Here is a 15,364-nt window from a genome sequence, read left to right as displayed (position 1 = left end):
TACGAGCGAGTCAGGCGACTAAAGGCACGCCCCTACACTGGAAACTCGTCATGCGATGCCTTCAGCAACGGCAGCAACGCCTGCTTTTCCATAGGCCGACTCAAGTAAAAACCTTGCACCTCGTTGCACTGGTCCAAGACCAGGAAGTCCAGTTGCTCCAGGGTCTCGACGCCCTCTGCCGTCACGGTCAGACCCATGGCTTTGCCCAGGTTGATGATCGCCTGCACCACGGCGCGGTCATTGCCGCCGCCACTCATGGACGAGATGAAACGCTTGTCGATCTTGATCCCGTCGAACGGGTACGTGCGCAAGTAACCCAGGGACGAATAGCCGGTGCCGAAGTCGTCCATGTTCAACCGCACGCCCAGCTCCTTGAGCGCATTCATGGTCGCCAACGCGCCCTCCACATCGATGAGCATCACGTTTTCGGTGATCTCCAGCTCCAGACGACTGGCCGGTAAACGGGACTGGATCAATGCCTCCCTGACGTCCTCCACCACATCGCTGCGGGCAAATTGAACAGGCGACAAATTGACCGACACCATCAACGCACCGGGCCACGTCAGGGCCGTTTCACAGGCTTCGCGCAACACCCAACGCCCCAAGGGCACGATCAGGTCAGTCTGTTCAGCCAAAGGGATAAACTCGTCGGGGCCCAGCAGCCCCTGTTCCGGATGCTGCCAGCGCAGCAACGCTTCCACCGAGACCACCTGCTTGCCGCCCATGTTGTAGCGCGGCTGGTAATGCATCACGAACTCGTTGTTTTTGATCGCCCGGCGCAGGTCGTTTTCCAGTTGCCGACGGTGCTGGATCTGATCGTTCATGTGCGGCGCAAAGTAGCACCAGGTCTTCTTGCCGTCGGATTTAGCCTGGTACAGCGCAATGTCGGCACACCGGATCAGCTCATTGGGAATGTGCCCCTGACGCCGACTCAAGGCGACACCGATGCTCGCCCCGATGTGCAGCGTGTGATGCTCGTAATGAATCGGCTGCTGCAGGCTCTCGAGCAAACGTTCACAGAACCGGTCGATTTCGGCGTGGCTGTCCATGCCGTTGAGCACCAGCACAAACTCATCACCACCGAGCCGGGCGACCAGATCGATGTCCCGTGTGCACTCGCGCAATCGGGTGGCCACTTCCAGCAGCACGGCGTCGCCGGCCGGGTGACCGAGGGAATCGTTGATCGGCTTGAAGTTATCCAGATCAATCATCAACAGCACCAGCGCCGCCGAATGCTCTTTCTGCGCCAGGGCCTCGTCGAGGAAGCGCGCCAGTTTGTTGCGATTCGGCAGCCCCGTCAGGGCATCGTGCAACGACAGATGCTGGATCTGGGCATGGGCGGCGACTTCATCGGTGATGTCGCTGGCCGTTCCGCGATAGCCCAGCACCGCGCCCTTGCGATAGATCGGTCGTGCCGAAACCCGGCAAATACGCTGTTGCCCCGACTGATCGCGATAGGAGCAGCGCAAATGGCTGACGGGCTGTTCTTCATTGAGCTTATGCAGCCACAGCGACAAGGGCAGCGTATCGCAATTGAGCAATTGCCCGATGTCCTGCCCTATCCATTGCTGATCGGAAAAACCGGTGACGGTGGCGAAACGTCCTGACAGATAAGAGATGCAATGCTTGTCGTCGATTTCCCAGATCCAGTCGGAAGCAGCCTCAGCCACGGCACGAAAACGTTCTTCACTGGCCTCCAGCGCCTGGTTCGATAAATCGAGGCTGGTGTAGCTGGCATCCACGTGCCCGGACGTGCGCAAGACATACCGGAAGAAATAAGCCGTTAACAACGCCAGCACCAACAGCGCGCCGCCCAATGGCGGCAGCAGCGACCAGAGCAACTGGTGACCAGGCTGCTCAAGCCGGGAAACCAGACTGTAGCCGGTGTCCGCCAGTGCCACGACTGGACTGCCGGGCGAGATGGCGTTATCAGGCGTCAGGTTTAAATCATGCAAACCGTAATCGGCGCTCAGGGCGCTGAGCTTGTCAGGGTTTAATTGGTCGACGAACACCAGCACCGAGGTGCTTTGAGGATCGACCGCCGGCCTTTCGTCATTGGGGACGATTGCGGCAGCCGTCAGCAATGCCGGTTTGCCCTCGAACAGCGTGAACTGGCTGACCGGATCAATGAGGCTTTCCTGACGCTGGACTGCCTGTATCAGCGTCGCCATTGATGCCGAAAGATAGGTGCTCGCCGCCTCCTGCACCTGAAGCCCGCGCACCACGGCGTATTTGGTTTGCTGATGATCGACCACAAAGACGCCATCGTAGTGATCGATGCTGAACAAGGTTTTGCCCAGGTTCTGCTCGACGTAAGCCCATTGCACATCGACCGTGCCGTTCAAATGGTCGTAGGCGGTCGTCCAGTTTGCATAACTGGCGACGTAGTTTTTCGAGGCGGTGATGCGGTTTTCCAGCGCACGCTGGGTGTAGAACGTGGTCTTGGCCAGGTCCTGGGCGTCCAGACGCCCGGCAATGTTGAACAAGGCCAACAGGGCGATCAGCACACCCAGCACAAACAGCAAGCCGACGACCAACACCAGGTTGCGGGTTATCGGCGTATGACGGGGAGCGGCGACAGTGGTAACGGCGGTCATATCCATACACTTATCCTGTCAATCGATTGCCTGATCGGGATGCAACGCTAGCGATGGCCGAGCGTTTATTGACCATAGCAGCCATGCTGGGCCCTGGCGCCTGGATAACGCAAGTCATTGCCGCTAATGGAGAACCGATTACGCAACCCTTGCCAATCGACGGCCGCAAACCTGTAATTGCACGGATCGCCCGCGTACCTTTTGATGCCGCGCAAGAAAAGGAAGTCATGACATGCCCCTCATCCCCCAGCACTTCATCCTCCATGAAACCGAACACTGGATCGTCAACCACCGCCTCAACTCGGCATTGCCTGGTTACGTGATGCTCGGCGCCCGAGCTAACGTCAGCGCGCTCCACGAACTGCCCGAAAGCGCCCTCGCCGAGCTCGGCCCGATGCTGGCGAAAACTCAACGGATTGTCGAAACGTTGTTCAAACCCAAACGGCTGTACATTGGTCGCTACGGACATGAACCCGGCCATCCGATTCACTTTCATGTCATACCGATCTACGACTGGGTGGAGGATTTGTTCTGGCAGGATGAACGCTACAGAGTGCTAGAGACCTTCTCATCCCCCAACCCGGACAGCATCACCGATGGTGCCGAGCTAACGCTGTTTGTATGGCGTGAGTTTTGTGAGCGGCCTGATCCGCCGACCGCACCGGGAATGACAGTAGCAGCAGCGATCAGCCACCTGCGCGAGGCTTTCGCCTGAAACGCACACCGGCCACTCGTCAACCAATCGACACCAACCGCCGTGCCCTTCATACCATCATCAGGTAACGACTCATCTTTGGAGACGCACCATGATGAGCATCAAAATGACCTCGCTGTTACTGGCGGGAGTGCTGTCCGCCGTGGCCGTCGGCACTTTTGCAGCCTCTGGCGATGGCGCTGAAGCGACCGGAACCAAGTCAGGATCAATCGGCGCCTCGAACATGGCGCCCAACAATAACCCTGACCACCCCTCGAGCGACCAAAACGCTAACGGCAGCAATAGCGGATCGGGCTCGTCGGGTGGCGGAAATGGTGGCAATGCCGGGAACAGCGGCTCTGGCGCGGGGGGTGGCACAGGCGCGGCGGGCGGTGGAACGGGCGGTGCCGGTGGCGGGACGGGCAGCTGGACGCGTAAAAGCAGCCGATGATCATCGGCTGCTTTTTGGCCTGAAACGCGGGACTAGGCTGGCTTGACCGGCGGCGGGTTCCACTTGCCGTTCAAAACCTCGGGCTTGGGCCCATACAAACGCATGGTCAGATTGAACCCGCCCTTCGGTGCCGGCAGCCAATTGGCTTCAAGGTCCTTGCCGGGGTTTTCGTGCTGGAAGTAGATGTCCAGCGAACCGTCGGCGTTCGTCTTGAACGGCATCCAGCTACTGAACGCAAACCGGTTGAGCGCATTGCCGACCTGGAATCCCTCGGGGTCGTACAAGGTGATCGACCAGAAAGCGTTTACCGGCGGCATTTCACCCTTGTCGAAATGCAGCACGTACTTGTTCGCTCCATCGAGTGGCTTGCCTTCGACATCGCCGATGTTCAGCGGATAAATCGCATCCTCGGGCAAGTTGGCGCCGAGCCCCATCTGCGCAACGATCGCGCGCTTGAGGTAGTAGTTGCCGTAGACGCCCATGGTGTCGGTGTTCATCGACCAGCCGTTGACCACGCGAGCGAGGGTTGGAACCTTCCACGTCATCAGCGCCTGCGCATCTTCGGGCACGGTCTGAAGCGCTGCTTTGATTTCAGGGGCCAGTGCATCCATGTTGAAGGATTTTCCAGGCTCGATACCGATTCGCTTCATCTGCGCGAGGATCGGTTGATCGGTGATGTGCGCAGGGTGCACTTTGAGCAATTCGGCGGCGTAGGCGAAGTAGTCGGCCGTCGACATTGAGTCGACCTGGATCTTGGGCGGGGTCTTCATGTCCACGGCCGGGTCAATGTTCACGCTGACCGGCTCGGGGCTTTTACCCAGTCGGGACAACGGTGTCACGGTGTAGCCAGCCTGAATTTTGTGCACGGCCGCGTAGTCCGCAGCGCCGTCGGTCTTGGTGCGGCCAATGACCCAGACAAAGGGCGTCGGCGCCGGCAGATGGTTCAGTCCGGCGGGCACCGTCCCGGTCCAGCCCGGCGGTGTCACCAGAAACTGCCCCGCTTGGGTGCCCGTAGTGCGCCAGCCCGGTGAAGCGAATACATCGGTCCACATGTCGAGCATCGGCAGCAGGTAAAAACGCCCGGCCGTATCGGGCGCCGCGATCACCAGCGGTTCTTGGGTCAGATCCAGCCAGGCAATGGAATACAAAGTGTCGAAGTTCGAGCGCACCACCCCTTTGAAATCTGCAGGTGGATACTGCGGCACGCTGACAAACATATTCATCGGACCTTTACCGAATTCCTTGCCCGGTTCGATGTTAGTGAATTGCTTGCGGGTGATGTCCATGGTCAACAGCGGGTAAAAATAAAGGTAGGCATCCACGCCAATGGCGTGTGCTTCTTCGGCTGTGACTTTCGATTGAGCGTGGCTCGCGAGCGGAAAGATGGCGCAGGCTGCAACGGTTAGAGCAACGGCTGCCAATGCTTGAGTAATCAACATTTTGACGATCATCCGTGCGGTGGGGAGATCTGCCGGGATCGGCAGGGCTACCGCAACTCTAGACGATCAATTGAAGAGGATCTGACAGGCGGACAGCCGGCTGGCCGGGGTGTTGCGCGGGTGAAACACCCTCTCGAGACACCTCAACGATCCGAACGCAGCAGTGCCTCGACACCGCCCTCCATCGACAGCACCGCCGAGCGGTTTCGCCCCGAATGTTTGGCTTGATACAGCGCCGCGTCCGCACGTTCGATGAACACTTCCATGCTGTCCCGCCCCGCCGGCACAAACGAGTAACAACCCAGACTGACCGTCACGAAGCCCGAGGGTGAACCGCTGTGGATGATGTTCTTGTCCATGACGCTGCGGCGGATCTGCTCGGCAATCACCATCGCGCCGTGAATGTCGGTGTCGGGCAGCAACACCGCAAACTCCTCACCGCCGTAGCGCACGGCCAAATCCGCTTTTCGATGGCAGCACCCCTTCACCGCCCGCGCCACTTCTGCCAGGCAATGGTCTCCCGCCACGTGGCCGTAAGCGTCGTTGTAGCGCTTGAAGTAATCGATATCGAGCATGATCAGGCTCAGCGAACTCGACTGCCGGGCGCCTCGGCCGAACTCGATGTCCAGCGCTCCCTCGAACAGCCGGCGATTGCCCAGGCCGGTCAGGCTGTCGTGGGTCGCGATCAGCTTCAGCGCTTCCTTTGCCTTGCGCAAATCCGCCTCGACCTGTTCGCCGACACGCACCTGATAAAGGAACACCCAGCCGAACAGCCCCACGCCCAACACCACCAGGGCAACGATGACTGTGGAGTGAAATGCCGTGTCGTACCAATCCTTGAGAATCGATTCCCTGGACGAGGCGGCAGACACGACCAACGGATAAGCGTCGAGCTGACGGTAGCCATACAACCGCACAACACCATCGACCAGCGAGCTGAACATCGCGTTACCAGAAGGCGCGTTGGGCAGCAATTTCTCGAAGATCTCGCTCTTGGCCAACGATGTGCCAATCAGCGAATCCACAAACGGCCGTCGCGCCAGAACCGTTCCGTCGGTCAAGCCCAAAAACATCGAACCGTTGTCATCAATGTTGAAGCTTTTGAAGAACTCATCGAAGTACGCCATCTTGATGCCGGCCAACAAGACGCCCTGGAAATTGCCATTCTTGTCGCTCACACGCTTGGAAACCGGAATGATCCACTCGCCATTTTCCCGACTGCGAATCGCCGGCCCGATGTGCGCCAGCGAGGAGACATTCTGCTGGTGGAACTTGAAATAATCGCGATCCCCCACACCGGGTCCGCGTGGCAGTTCGTCAAAAGAGGTAACGACCCACTGCCCCTTTTGGTCGAACAGAAATATCCCGTGCAATTGATTCAGTGCCTGCACCCGCCGGGCGAACGTTTTCTGCAAGCGTGCCTTTTGGGGCGCGCCGAAACCGTCAGCCTGAATCCAGTCGGCCAGACTGGTCAGCACCAGATCGGCTTGCATGAAGGTGTCTTCGGCCTGCTGCGCCATGGCCCGCGTCAGGTTTGATGACGCCACTTGCGCCAACGCCAGGTCATGCCGGCGCGACTGCTCCAGTTGCAGGTAAAGCAAACCGCACAGGCTCAGGCACACGACCGCGATAAACAGTACCGCTGCTTTGCGCAGAGGTAACCGTTTCAACGTGACGCCGGTGGCGTTGTGCGGATCGTGAAGGGGGATAGGCAAAAGCTCGTCCTGTAAGGGTAAGGCATGGGTAACACCCCAAAACCCTTATTTTTTGTGAGCTTAGTCTACGGGGGGGTATGGGGCAAATGCCCTTTGGCTAGTCGCCGCATCGCGCTGTGCAAATGCGCCCGGGCACTTTCTGCATCCCCCAGGCGCATTTGCTCATAGGCCCGCTGGGCAATCTCATGGGGCACCGGCTTGAGTTCACGCTGGGTCGCCATCGCCATCAACTGCACCTGGGCGGCACGCTCAAGGTAATAGAGATCGTCCCAGGCTTCGGCGATGGTTGGCCCGGAGACGATCACCCCGTGGTTCTTCAAAAACAGAATGTCGGCATCGCCCATGACGCTGGCAATCCGGTCGCCTTCGGACTCGTCGAGCGCCAGACCGTTGTAATCCTCGTCCACCGCCGTACGGCCGTAGAACTTCAACGCCGTTTGCCCCAGCCACAACAGCGGCGGGCCTTGCAGCAGGCACAACGCCGTGGCGTGCGGCATATGCGTGTGAAACGCCACTTTCACCCTCGGCAGCTTTTTGTGCAGTCGCGCATGGATGTAGAAAGCGGTCGCTTCCGGCAGCCCTTCGCCCATCACGACATTGCCGTGAAAGTCGCAGACCAGCAGGTTGTCAGCGGTGACTTCTTCGAACGCGTAGCCGTAGGGGTTCACAAAAAACAGATCATCCCGGCCCGGCACCATGGCGGAAAAATGGTTACAGATGCCCTCCTCCAGTCCGTACAGCGCCGCCAGTTGAAAGCACGCTGCCAATTCCGTGCGAGCGGTGATGGCAGCCTGCGAATCGAGATTCAGATCGGCGTAACGCGAGGGACGGGAACTGCCTGCAAGGGTGTGTGCCATGACGACTCCGTGTTTACCAGCCAAGGGATGTGAACAAGGGCACGACCTGGTCCAGCGTGCTTAATATCGCATCGGGTTGATAGTCCGGCAGCAACTGCCGACCCGTGCCGCGGTCAATCCAGACGCAGCGAAAGTGCATGTCGCGGGCGGCAGTATGGTCCAGCATCGGGCTCGCGCAGATGTGCACCACCTGATCACGACTGACGCCGAGCTGTTCATGAGCGTAGTCAAACAACCGCGGATTCGGCTTATAAGCACCCGCCTGCTGCGCGGTGACGACCCGGTCGATATGCCCACCGAGTTGCGCGACGTTCCCGGCAATGATGTCGTCATCGGTGTTGGACACGATGCACAGCTTGAACCCCATCGCCTTGAGCCGCGCGAGCGTCTCGACCACTTCGGGGAACGGCGGCATTCGCGGGATCGCCCCGGCCAGCCGCTGACTGTCTTCGGGCGCGCTCGCCAGCCCCAACTCCTCCAGCGCGAGGTGCAAGCCCTGCGTGCTTAACTGGCGAAACGAGCGATGCGGCGGGGTCTGCTCCAAGCGGTGTTCATGCCGGTCGTACACCTCGATCAGGCGATCGACATCAACGGCGTGGTCGCCCTTGTCGCGCAAAATCTCGGCGGCCACGGCCTTCAAGCCTTCATCCCATTGAATCAGCGTGCCGTAGCAATCGAAAGTCAGCCACTCGGGGCGTGGGGTGTTTTTGAGTGCCATGTTCGTGTCCTCTGAAAGGTGATCTTCAGACTACGAGCCATTGGTGATAGTGTTAAATTAAATTAATATCGACTCGTCAGTTACAAATCAAATATCAAGGAAGCCGCCATGCTCGACCTCGAATTGCTCAAGACCTTCGTCTGCGTGGTCGACGAAGGCAGCTTCACCCGCGCCGCCGAACGCGTGCATCGAACCCAATCCACGGTGAGCCAACAGGTTCGCAAACTCGAAGAACTGGTCGGGCATACGCTGTTGCTGCGTGATCGCACCGGGCAGAACGTCAGTCTCACCGAGCATGGCGAACTGCTGATCCACTATGCCCGACGCTTGCTGGCGCTGTCCTCTGAGGCGGTTGAAGCGTTGGCCAGCGACCTCGATCTGGAGATTTTGCGCATTGGTGTACCGGAGGATTTCGACGCTCGGCGCCTGGCAGTCATCCTCGCGGGTTTCAACCGGGCCAGACCTGAAGCGCGCCTGGAAACCGTCAGCGGCATGAGCATCGATCTCAAGCAGAAACTGAACGCGGGCGCCCTCGACATTGCGCTGGTCAAGCGCGAACCGGACAGCGGGCCGTGCTGGGCAGCCTGGCCGGAAGTGTTGGTGTGGGTCAAAGGTGCCGGCGTGGATTCAGCCAACGGGGTATTGCCATTGGCGCTGTTCCCGCAGGGCTGCATTTACCGTCAACGGGCTATCCGCCTGCTGGATGTGGCTCAGCGGCCCTGGCGGGTTGCGTTTGGCAGTCATAGCCTGACGGGCATTCAGGCGGCGGTGGCTTCAGGTCTGGGGGTGTCGGTACTGCCCGCTTCGGCCGTATTGCCTGAGCACAGCGTGTGCACCGACCTGCCCGAACTGCCGCCGACGGAGTTGGCGTTAATCAGCCGCGAAGGAGCGCTGACCGGGTTGCAACGGGCGCTGGTGGAGTTTTTGCGCGAGGGGCTGCGCCAGACATAATCACCAGAGAAAAAAAGGGTGCCTCGCGGGCAATGCCGATCAGTTAAGCCGTAACACGATCTGTAGCAGCTGAAATGGCTTAACTGATCGGCATTGCGCCCCGAGGGCGCCCATTTCAATAAAGCACGGACAACTTTTAGATCAACTTGTCGATCTCGTCCAGCGTCACTCGGGGAATGAGATCACCCGGAATCCTGGAAGAACCGGACAAGTTGTAGACCTGAAAATCATCATCCACGACGTACTTCGACAAGATCTCGAACGACGGCAGGATTCTCGTATAGAAATGCTGATCGAGCAGGCATGGCGACGCTACCGTGTCGCCCTCTTCGTAAAAACGGCTCACCGACTGATTCAAGTCGACGCCAACCAAAAACACCTTGGTAAACCCCACGTGATACGCAATCTGCAAAGCCAGATAAGCCACGGTACGGGCATCAAAAAAACCGCGTTTAAGGTTCCTGCTGAAACCAAGGTTTCTATTGCGGCCAGTTCCGAGTTTGCGACTTCTGACGAGTTCTTTATCGGCCCTGAAAACCAGGTCCGCCCAGGAGAGCTTGGGTGCTCGGCCGAGTAAATACAGTTCGCCCACAGCCGCTACCGTCGTATGCCAGATGTGCTCTTGCCACAGAGCAACCCGCTGACTGATGCGCATTACCGGTTTTGCCCCGTCGCCACAGCAGAAGTTCCTGCTCGTCGCACATCCAGAACGGGCAGTTCCGAAGGCAGATTCAACCCCCGCAGTACCGCGGAATCGTACCCGTAGACATCGGGTTTGAATATCACTCGACCATCGTTACTCAGGTCCACGGTCCAGTAAGCCAACAGCACCGGCACCTTGACGGGAAGCCTGATGTTTTCGGTCTTGCCGTTCGCCAGTTGAGCCTGTATCCCGGCGCTGTTCCAACGAACCGGGTCGTTGAACAGAAGCTCTACTAACTGCAGCGGGTTCTCCACCCGTATGCAGCCTGAACTGGTAGCACGGCGTGATTGCGCAAACATCTCGCGATGCGGCGTGTCGTGGAGGTAAATCGAATACTCATTGGGAAACCGAATGACCACCTGCCCCAGAGAATTATCCGGCCCGGCATCCTGTCGCAGCGTGATACCGCGCGCGTTATCCCAGTCGACGGTCGACGGGTCGAGCACATTCCCCTCTCGATCAAGGGCTCTTATACGGCTGGCGGCAAGGTAGCCCGGATCTCGTTGAATCTTGGGCAGCATGTCTTTGACCAGGATGGTCGGTGGCACGGTCCAGGTGGGGTTGAACGTTACATAAGTAATCTCGGATTGAAACACCGGCGTACTGCGGAACGGCTTACCGACCTGAACCCGGGAACGCCATATCGCTTTACCGTCGCGATAAAGCGCCACCTTGTAACCCGCAATATCAACGATGACAAAAGTGCCCTGAAGTTTGTACAGCAACCAACGCGCACGCTCCATGTTCACCCGGACCTGGTCTATCCGCGCCTCTACGGGCACATTCAGCGCAGCCAGTGTCGCGGCCCCCGCCACGCCATCCGCCCCCAGGTATTGTTCGGTCTGATACTTTTTCACCGCTGTGGTGACGCTGTCGTCGTAATCAGTGCGTTTCTTGATTGATGGGGCCAGATAACCACCCACCACCAAACGTGCTCGCAACTGCGCGACAGAGGCGTCATCCATCCCTGGCTTGAGCGATTGGCCTTCGGCAATCTTCGGCCAGCCGCCCGCGTCCCGAACCTTGCGCAGTTGCGCCAGGCCCACGCGCAGACTGCGGTAAACCGCCTCTTGTGGTGGCGCTTGCGCGAAAGCGCGCGCCACGTCATGAGCATCGAGCGCGGCGAACAAATTATTCATGTCGCCACGAGGATCGGCGCCGACGGGGTCGAAGTTCCAATGGATGTCCAGACGCGAAGGGTCAACCTTGCCGCGCCGCAATTGCAGCAGCGCCGTGATAAAGGTCCGGGTCGCCGCGATATCGAACGCCGCCCGTTGCTCCACCGTCGGCTCTGCTGCCTGCATCGACGCTCTGGCCTTCGCCAACTCATCGATATGAAAGTCCGCAGGCTCCAACCCATCGGCCTGGGTCTCGCTCAGGCTTTTCAATAACTGAATGACATCGCTGTCGTTCGCCCAGGCCGAGCGGTAACTCCGATGCATGTAAAAATCCATGACCACGCGACTCGGATCCACCCGTTGATGACCACGTGAAGTGAGCAAAGGTGGAAACGCTGAACTCAATGGCTCAAGTGCCGCCTGAATCGTTTGAGCGACGTAATCGTCAGGTGCTGCGCCATTTCTGCTGATGACGGCAGATACCGCCTCAATCGGCGAAGTTTCTGCAATCGCTGCGCCGCTGATCAGAAAGCCCATAAAAAAGATGCGGCTTATGACGAATAACCTTGTTAACTGCCCCATGGATAATCCTTAATCGCCCCGTATTCAACGGCTAGCATCCTGCACACTGCTAGACTCGAAACATTAATGTGAGACTTACATATGGCGCTAGACCGCTTTGGTTTCCTATTCACGGCCCTGCTGCTGACGTCAGTTTCGGTACCGGCAGCCTACGCCGATTCGCTTGAAGCCGCGCTGCTCAAAGCAGCACCAGGCGCCAACGCCAAAGTCATCGGGCTGGCCGTACGCGCTACCCAATGCAGCTTGGCCCAAGGTAAAGCACCTGTCCAAAGACTTGCTGTCATCGACTACTCACTGCCTTCGACCGAACAACGGTTGTGGGTGTTCGATCTGAAGAAACGTAAATTACTGTTCCACGAACTGGTCGCCCACGGTCGCAACAGCGGTGAGAACATGGCGGTCAAGTTCTCCAATCAGAATGAAAGCTTTGCCACCAGCCTCGGTTTGTACCGCACCCAGTCGAGCTATGTCGGGCAGAACGGTTATTCCTTGCGCATGGAAGGACTGGAGCCGGGTTTCAACGATAACGCGTTCGAGCGAGCGATCGTTATTCACGGGGCGCCCTATGTCAGTCCGGTGCTTGCCCGAGCGAATGGCCGGATCGGTAGAAGCCTGGGGTGTCCGGCTGTGCGGCCGGCCATTGCGCATAAGTTGATTGATTCGATGAAAGATGGGCAGTTGTTGTTTTCTTATTACCCGGATCAACGCTGGTTGAAGTCGTCCTCGTATATCAATTGCGGTGGCGGCACTGTGGCTGCAGCGTCAACGCCCGGTACACGCCAATAAGTACGGCATGAAACTGACAAAACTGTAATCCCCACCTCAGCCTGCTGAAAGGCACCGCCCGCTAGCCTCGTCATCAAGCTCTCTCCACGCTGACGGACCGGGAACACGGCATGCACTCCAACACATCAAGACGCACCTTCGTAAAGGGGCTGGCCGCGGGCGGGCTCCTCGGCGGCCTCGGGTTATGGCGCACGCCTGTCTGGGCGGTCACCGGTCCCGGCGAGCCGCAGGTGCTGGCGGGCACCGATTTCGACCTGTTCATCGGCGAAACCCCGGTCAACATCACCGGCAACCCGCGCACCGCGATGACCATCAACGGCGGCATTCCCGGGCCCCTGCTGCGCTGGCGCGAAGGCGACACGGTGACGCTGCGGGTGAAAAACAGACTCAACGCCGACACCTCCATTCACTGGCACGGCATCTTGCTGCCGGCCAACATGGACGGCGTGCCGGGGCTGAGCTTTCACGGCATCGAACCGGGTGGGATGTACGTCTATCAATTCAAGGTTCGGCAGAACGGCACGTACTGGTACCACAGCCATTCAGGCTTACAGGAACAGTCCGGCGTTTACGGGCCGTTGGTGATTGATGCGAAGGAGCCGGAGCCGTTCCAGTACGACCGCGATTACGTGGTGATGCTGACCGACTGGACCGACGAAGATGCCGTCGACCTGATGAAGACGCTGAAAAAACAGTCCGATTACTACAACTACAACAAGCCCACCGTGGGTGACTTCATCCACGACGTCAGCGAGAAAGGCTGGGGTTCCACGGTCGCCGATCGAAAGATGTGGGCCGAAATGAAGATGAACCCCACGGACCTCGCCGACGTCAGCGGCGCAACTTATACCTACTTGATGAACGGCCAGGCGCCGAATTCGAACTGGACGGGCGTGTTCCGACTGGGCGAGAAGTTGCGCCTGCGCTTCATCAATGGCTCCGCCATGACGTACTTCGACGTGCGCATTCCGGGGCTGAAAATGACGGTGGTCGCAGCCGATGGGTTGCACGTCAAACCGGTGAGCGTCGATGAGTTTCGCATTGCGGTGGCGGAGACCTTCGATGTGATTGTCGAGCCGACCGAAGCGGCTTACACCTTGTTCGCCCAGTCGATGGATCGGACTGGCTTTGCACGCGGCACACTTGCAGCGAAGGCTGGTTTATCCGCGCCGGTACCGCCGCTGGACCCTCGACCGCGGGTGACCATGGATGACATGGGCATGGGCGGGATGGATCACGGCAGCATGGCGGGCATGGATCACAGCGCCATGGCCATGCCCGGCATGCAGTCCCACCCTGCGACGGAAAACAACAACCCGCTGGTGGACATGCAAGCCATGACCACCGCCCCCAAACTCGACGATCCCGGCCTCGGTCTGCGCAACAACGGCCGCCGCGTCCTGACCTATTCCGACCTGCGCAGCACCTTCGAAGACCCGGATGGCCGCGAGCCCAGCCGTACTATCGAACTGCACCTCACCGGCCACATGGAGAAATTTGCCTGGTCGTTCAACGGTGTGAAGTTCTCCGATGCCGAACCTCTGCGCCTCAAATACGGCGAGCGGGTTCGGGTGGTGCTGGTCAACGACACGATGATGACCCACCCGATCCATCTGCATGGCATGTGGAGCGACCTCGAAGACGAGAACGGCGAGTTCATGGTGCGCAAACACACCATCGACATGCCGCCCGGCTCCCGACGCAGCTATCGGGTGACCGCCGATGCGCTCGGCCGTTGGGCCTATCACTGCCATCTCCTGTACCACATGGAAATGGGCATGTTCCGTGAAGTTCGGGTGGAAGAATGAGGCGCCTACCGATGACCAGACTCACTCCCATTTCATTGGCACTCATGACCGCGAGCCTGACGCTCTCTTCGGCGATGGCCGCCACCGACAACATGCAGAACATGGATCACAGCCAGATGCAGGGCATGGACCCTAGCCAAATGCAAAGCATGGACGACGGCCAGATGCAGCCCGCCGCGCCGACCGAAAGCCGCACGCCGATCCCGGCGCTGACCGATGCCGACCGCGCCGCCGTGTACGCCAGCCCAACCGGCCACGGCGTGCATGACACCGCGCTCAACCATTACTTCCTCGCCGATAAACTCGAATGGCAGGACGCTGACGACGGCAGCACCCTGGCCTGGGATCTTTCCGGCTGGATTGGCGGCGACATCGATCGCCTGTGGCTGCGCTCCGAAGGCGAACGCACCAACGGCAAAACCGAAGACGCCGAAATCCAGGCCCTGTGGGGCCACGCGATCTCCCCGTGGTGGGACGTGGTGACCGGCGTTCGCCAGGATTTCAAACCCGGCGCCCCGCAAACCTGGGCCGCGTTCGGCGTGCAAGGCATGGCGCTGTACAACTTCGAAACCGAAGCCACCGCCTTCATCGGCGAAGGCGGCCAAACCGCCGCGCGACTGGAAGGCGACTACGACATCCTGCTGACCAACCGGCTGATCCTGCAACCGACCGCCGAACTCAACTTCTACGGCAAAAACGATCCGCAACGGGGTATCGGTTCCGGGTTATCCAACACCGAAGCCGGCTTGCGACTGCGCTATGAAATCCGTCGGGAAATCGCGCCCTACATCGGCGTGACCTGGAACCGCACCTACGGCAAAACCGCCGACTACGCCAACGATGAAGGCGAGGATCGCAGCGAAGCACGCTTGGTCCTCGGTGTTCGCCTGTGGTTTTAAACGCATTAACTCAACAACCAAAAAAACAACCGCTTAAAGCGGTAAG

At 59.2% G+C, this 15,364-nt stretch carries 13 protein-coding genes; 6 read left to right on the top strand and 7 right to left on the bottom strand.

The features are described 5' to 3' along the window. Positions 1-32: 32 nt before the first annotated feature. A complete protein-coding gene (locus tag ACMXYJ_RS11690) occupies positions 33-2,603 on the bottom strand; it encodes a bifunctional diguanylate cyclase/phosphodiesterase (protein ID WP_415759933.1) in 2,571 nt (856 codons plus the stop codon). Between the two features lie 226 nt (positions 2,604-2,829). On the opposite strand from ACMXYJ_RS11690, the gene ACMXYJ_RS11685 reads away from it, so the two are divergent. Continuing rightward, entirely contained in the window at positions 2,830-3,312 is a 483-nt protein-coding gene (locus ACMXYJ_RS11685; protein WP_415759932.1) for an HIT family protein, read from the top strand. Between the two features lie 91 nt (positions 3,313-3,403). Beyond that, the gene (locus tag ACMXYJ_RS11680; RefSeq protein ID WP_415759931.1) at positions 3,404-3,742 is read left to right on the top strand and encodes a hypothetical protein; all 339 of its coding nucleotides are present in this window, start codon (positions 3,404-3,406) and stop codon (positions 3,740-3,742) included. 32 nt (positions 3,743-3,774) lie between these two features. Here the strand turns inward: ACMXYJ_RS11680 and ACMXYJ_RS11675 are convergent, their stop codons facing one another. The 4 genes from ACMXYJ_RS11675 to ACMXYJ_RS11660 all read right to left on the bottom strand — a co-directional run bounded on the left by ACMXYJ_RS11675 (position 3,775) and on the right by ACMXYJ_RS11660 (position 8,471). Further along, positions 3,775-5,181 carry a DUF1254 domain-containing protein gene (locus ACMXYJ_RS11675; protein WP_415759930.1) on the bottom strand — a complete coding sequence of 469 codons (1,407 nt, stop codon included), beginning with the start codon at positions 5,179-5,181 and terminating at the stop codon, positions 3,775-3,777. A 143-nt stretch (positions 5,182-5,324) separates the two neighbouring features. Further along, a complete protein-coding gene (locus tag ACMXYJ_RS11670; RefSeq protein WP_415759929.1) occupies positions 5,325-6,896 on the bottom strand; it encodes a sensor domain-containing diguanylate cyclase in 1,572 nt (523 codons plus the stop codon). A 65-nt stretch (positions 6,897-6,961) separates the two neighbouring features. Beyond that, entirely contained in the window at positions 6,962-7,753 is a 792-nt protein-coding gene (locus ACMXYJ_RS11665) for an aldolase (RefSeq protein ID WP_415759928.1), read from the bottom strand. A 13-nt stretch (positions 7,754-7,766) separates the two neighbouring features. Further along, positions 7,767-8,471, bottom strand: coding sequence for a haloacid dehalogenase type II (locus ACMXYJ_RS11660; RefSeq protein ID WP_415759927.1), 705 nt, complete (start codon positions 8,469-8,471; stop codon positions 7,767-7,769). A 108-nt stretch (positions 8,472-8,579) separates the two neighbouring features. On the opposite strand from ACMXYJ_RS11660, the gene ACMXYJ_RS11655 reads away from it, so the two are divergent. Further along, entirely contained in the window at positions 8,580-9,422 is an 843-nt protein-coding gene (locus ACMXYJ_RS11655; protein ID WP_415759926.1) for a LysR substrate-binding domain-containing protein, read from the top strand. 136 nt (positions 9,423-9,558) lie between these two features. Here the strand turns inward: ACMXYJ_RS11655 and ACMXYJ_RS11650 are convergent, their stop codons facing one another. Further along, on the bottom strand, positions 9,559-10,077 hold the full coding sequence (locus ACMXYJ_RS11650; protein WP_415759925.1) for a lipopolysaccharide biosynthesis protein: 519 nt from the start codon (positions 10,075-10,077) through the stop codon (positions 9,559-9,561). Then, on the bottom strand, positions 10,077-11,825 hold the full coding sequence (locus ACMXYJ_RS11645; protein ID WP_415759924.1) for a L,D-transpeptidase family protein: 1,749 nt from the start codon (positions 11,823-11,825) through the stop codon (positions 10,077-10,079). Before ACMXYJ_RS11645 ends, ACMXYJ_RS11650 begins: the two co-directional genes overlap by 1 nt. Before the next feature lie 81 nt (positions 11,826-11,906). Between ACMXYJ_RS11645 and ACMXYJ_RS11640 the strand changes: the two genes are divergently transcribed. The 3 genes from ACMXYJ_RS11640 to ACMXYJ_RS11630 all read left to right on the top strand — a co-directional run bounded on the left by ACMXYJ_RS11640 (position 11,907) and on the right by ACMXYJ_RS11630 (position 15,318). Beyond that, the gene (locus ACMXYJ_RS11640) at positions 11,907-12,611 is read left to right on the top strand and encodes a murein L,D-transpeptidase catalytic domain family protein (protein ID WP_150655366.1); all 705 of its coding nucleotides are present in this window, start codon (positions 11,907-11,909) and stop codon (positions 12,609-12,611) included. Between the two features lie 110 nt (positions 12,612-12,721). Next, positions 12,722-14,419: a copper resistance system multicopper oxidase gene (locus tag ACMXYJ_RS11635; protein ID WP_415759923.1), complete on the top strand. Its 1,698-nt coding sequence runs from the start codon at positions 12,722-12,724 to the stop codon at positions 14,417-14,419. A gap of 11 nt (positions 14,420-14,430) precedes the next feature. Beyond that, positions 14,431-15,318 (top strand): copper resistance protein B, encoded by an 888-nt coding sequence (locus ACMXYJ_RS11630; protein ID WP_415759922.1) that lies wholly within the window; start codon positions 14,431-14,433, stop codon positions 15,316-15,318. Positions 15,319-15,364 lie beyond the last annotated feature (46 nt).

Origin of the sequence: Pseudomonas arabinosi, from assembly GCF_047758675.1 — a bacterium.
In the GTDB taxonomy this organism is placed as follows: Bacteria; Pseudomonadota; Gammaproteobacteria; order Pseudomonadales; family Pseudomonadaceae; genus Aquipseudomonas; species Aquipseudomonas arabinosi.
The sequence above is the reverse complement of the archived record's forward strand: the minus strand, read 5'-3'. Positions and strand labels throughout refer to the sequence as shown.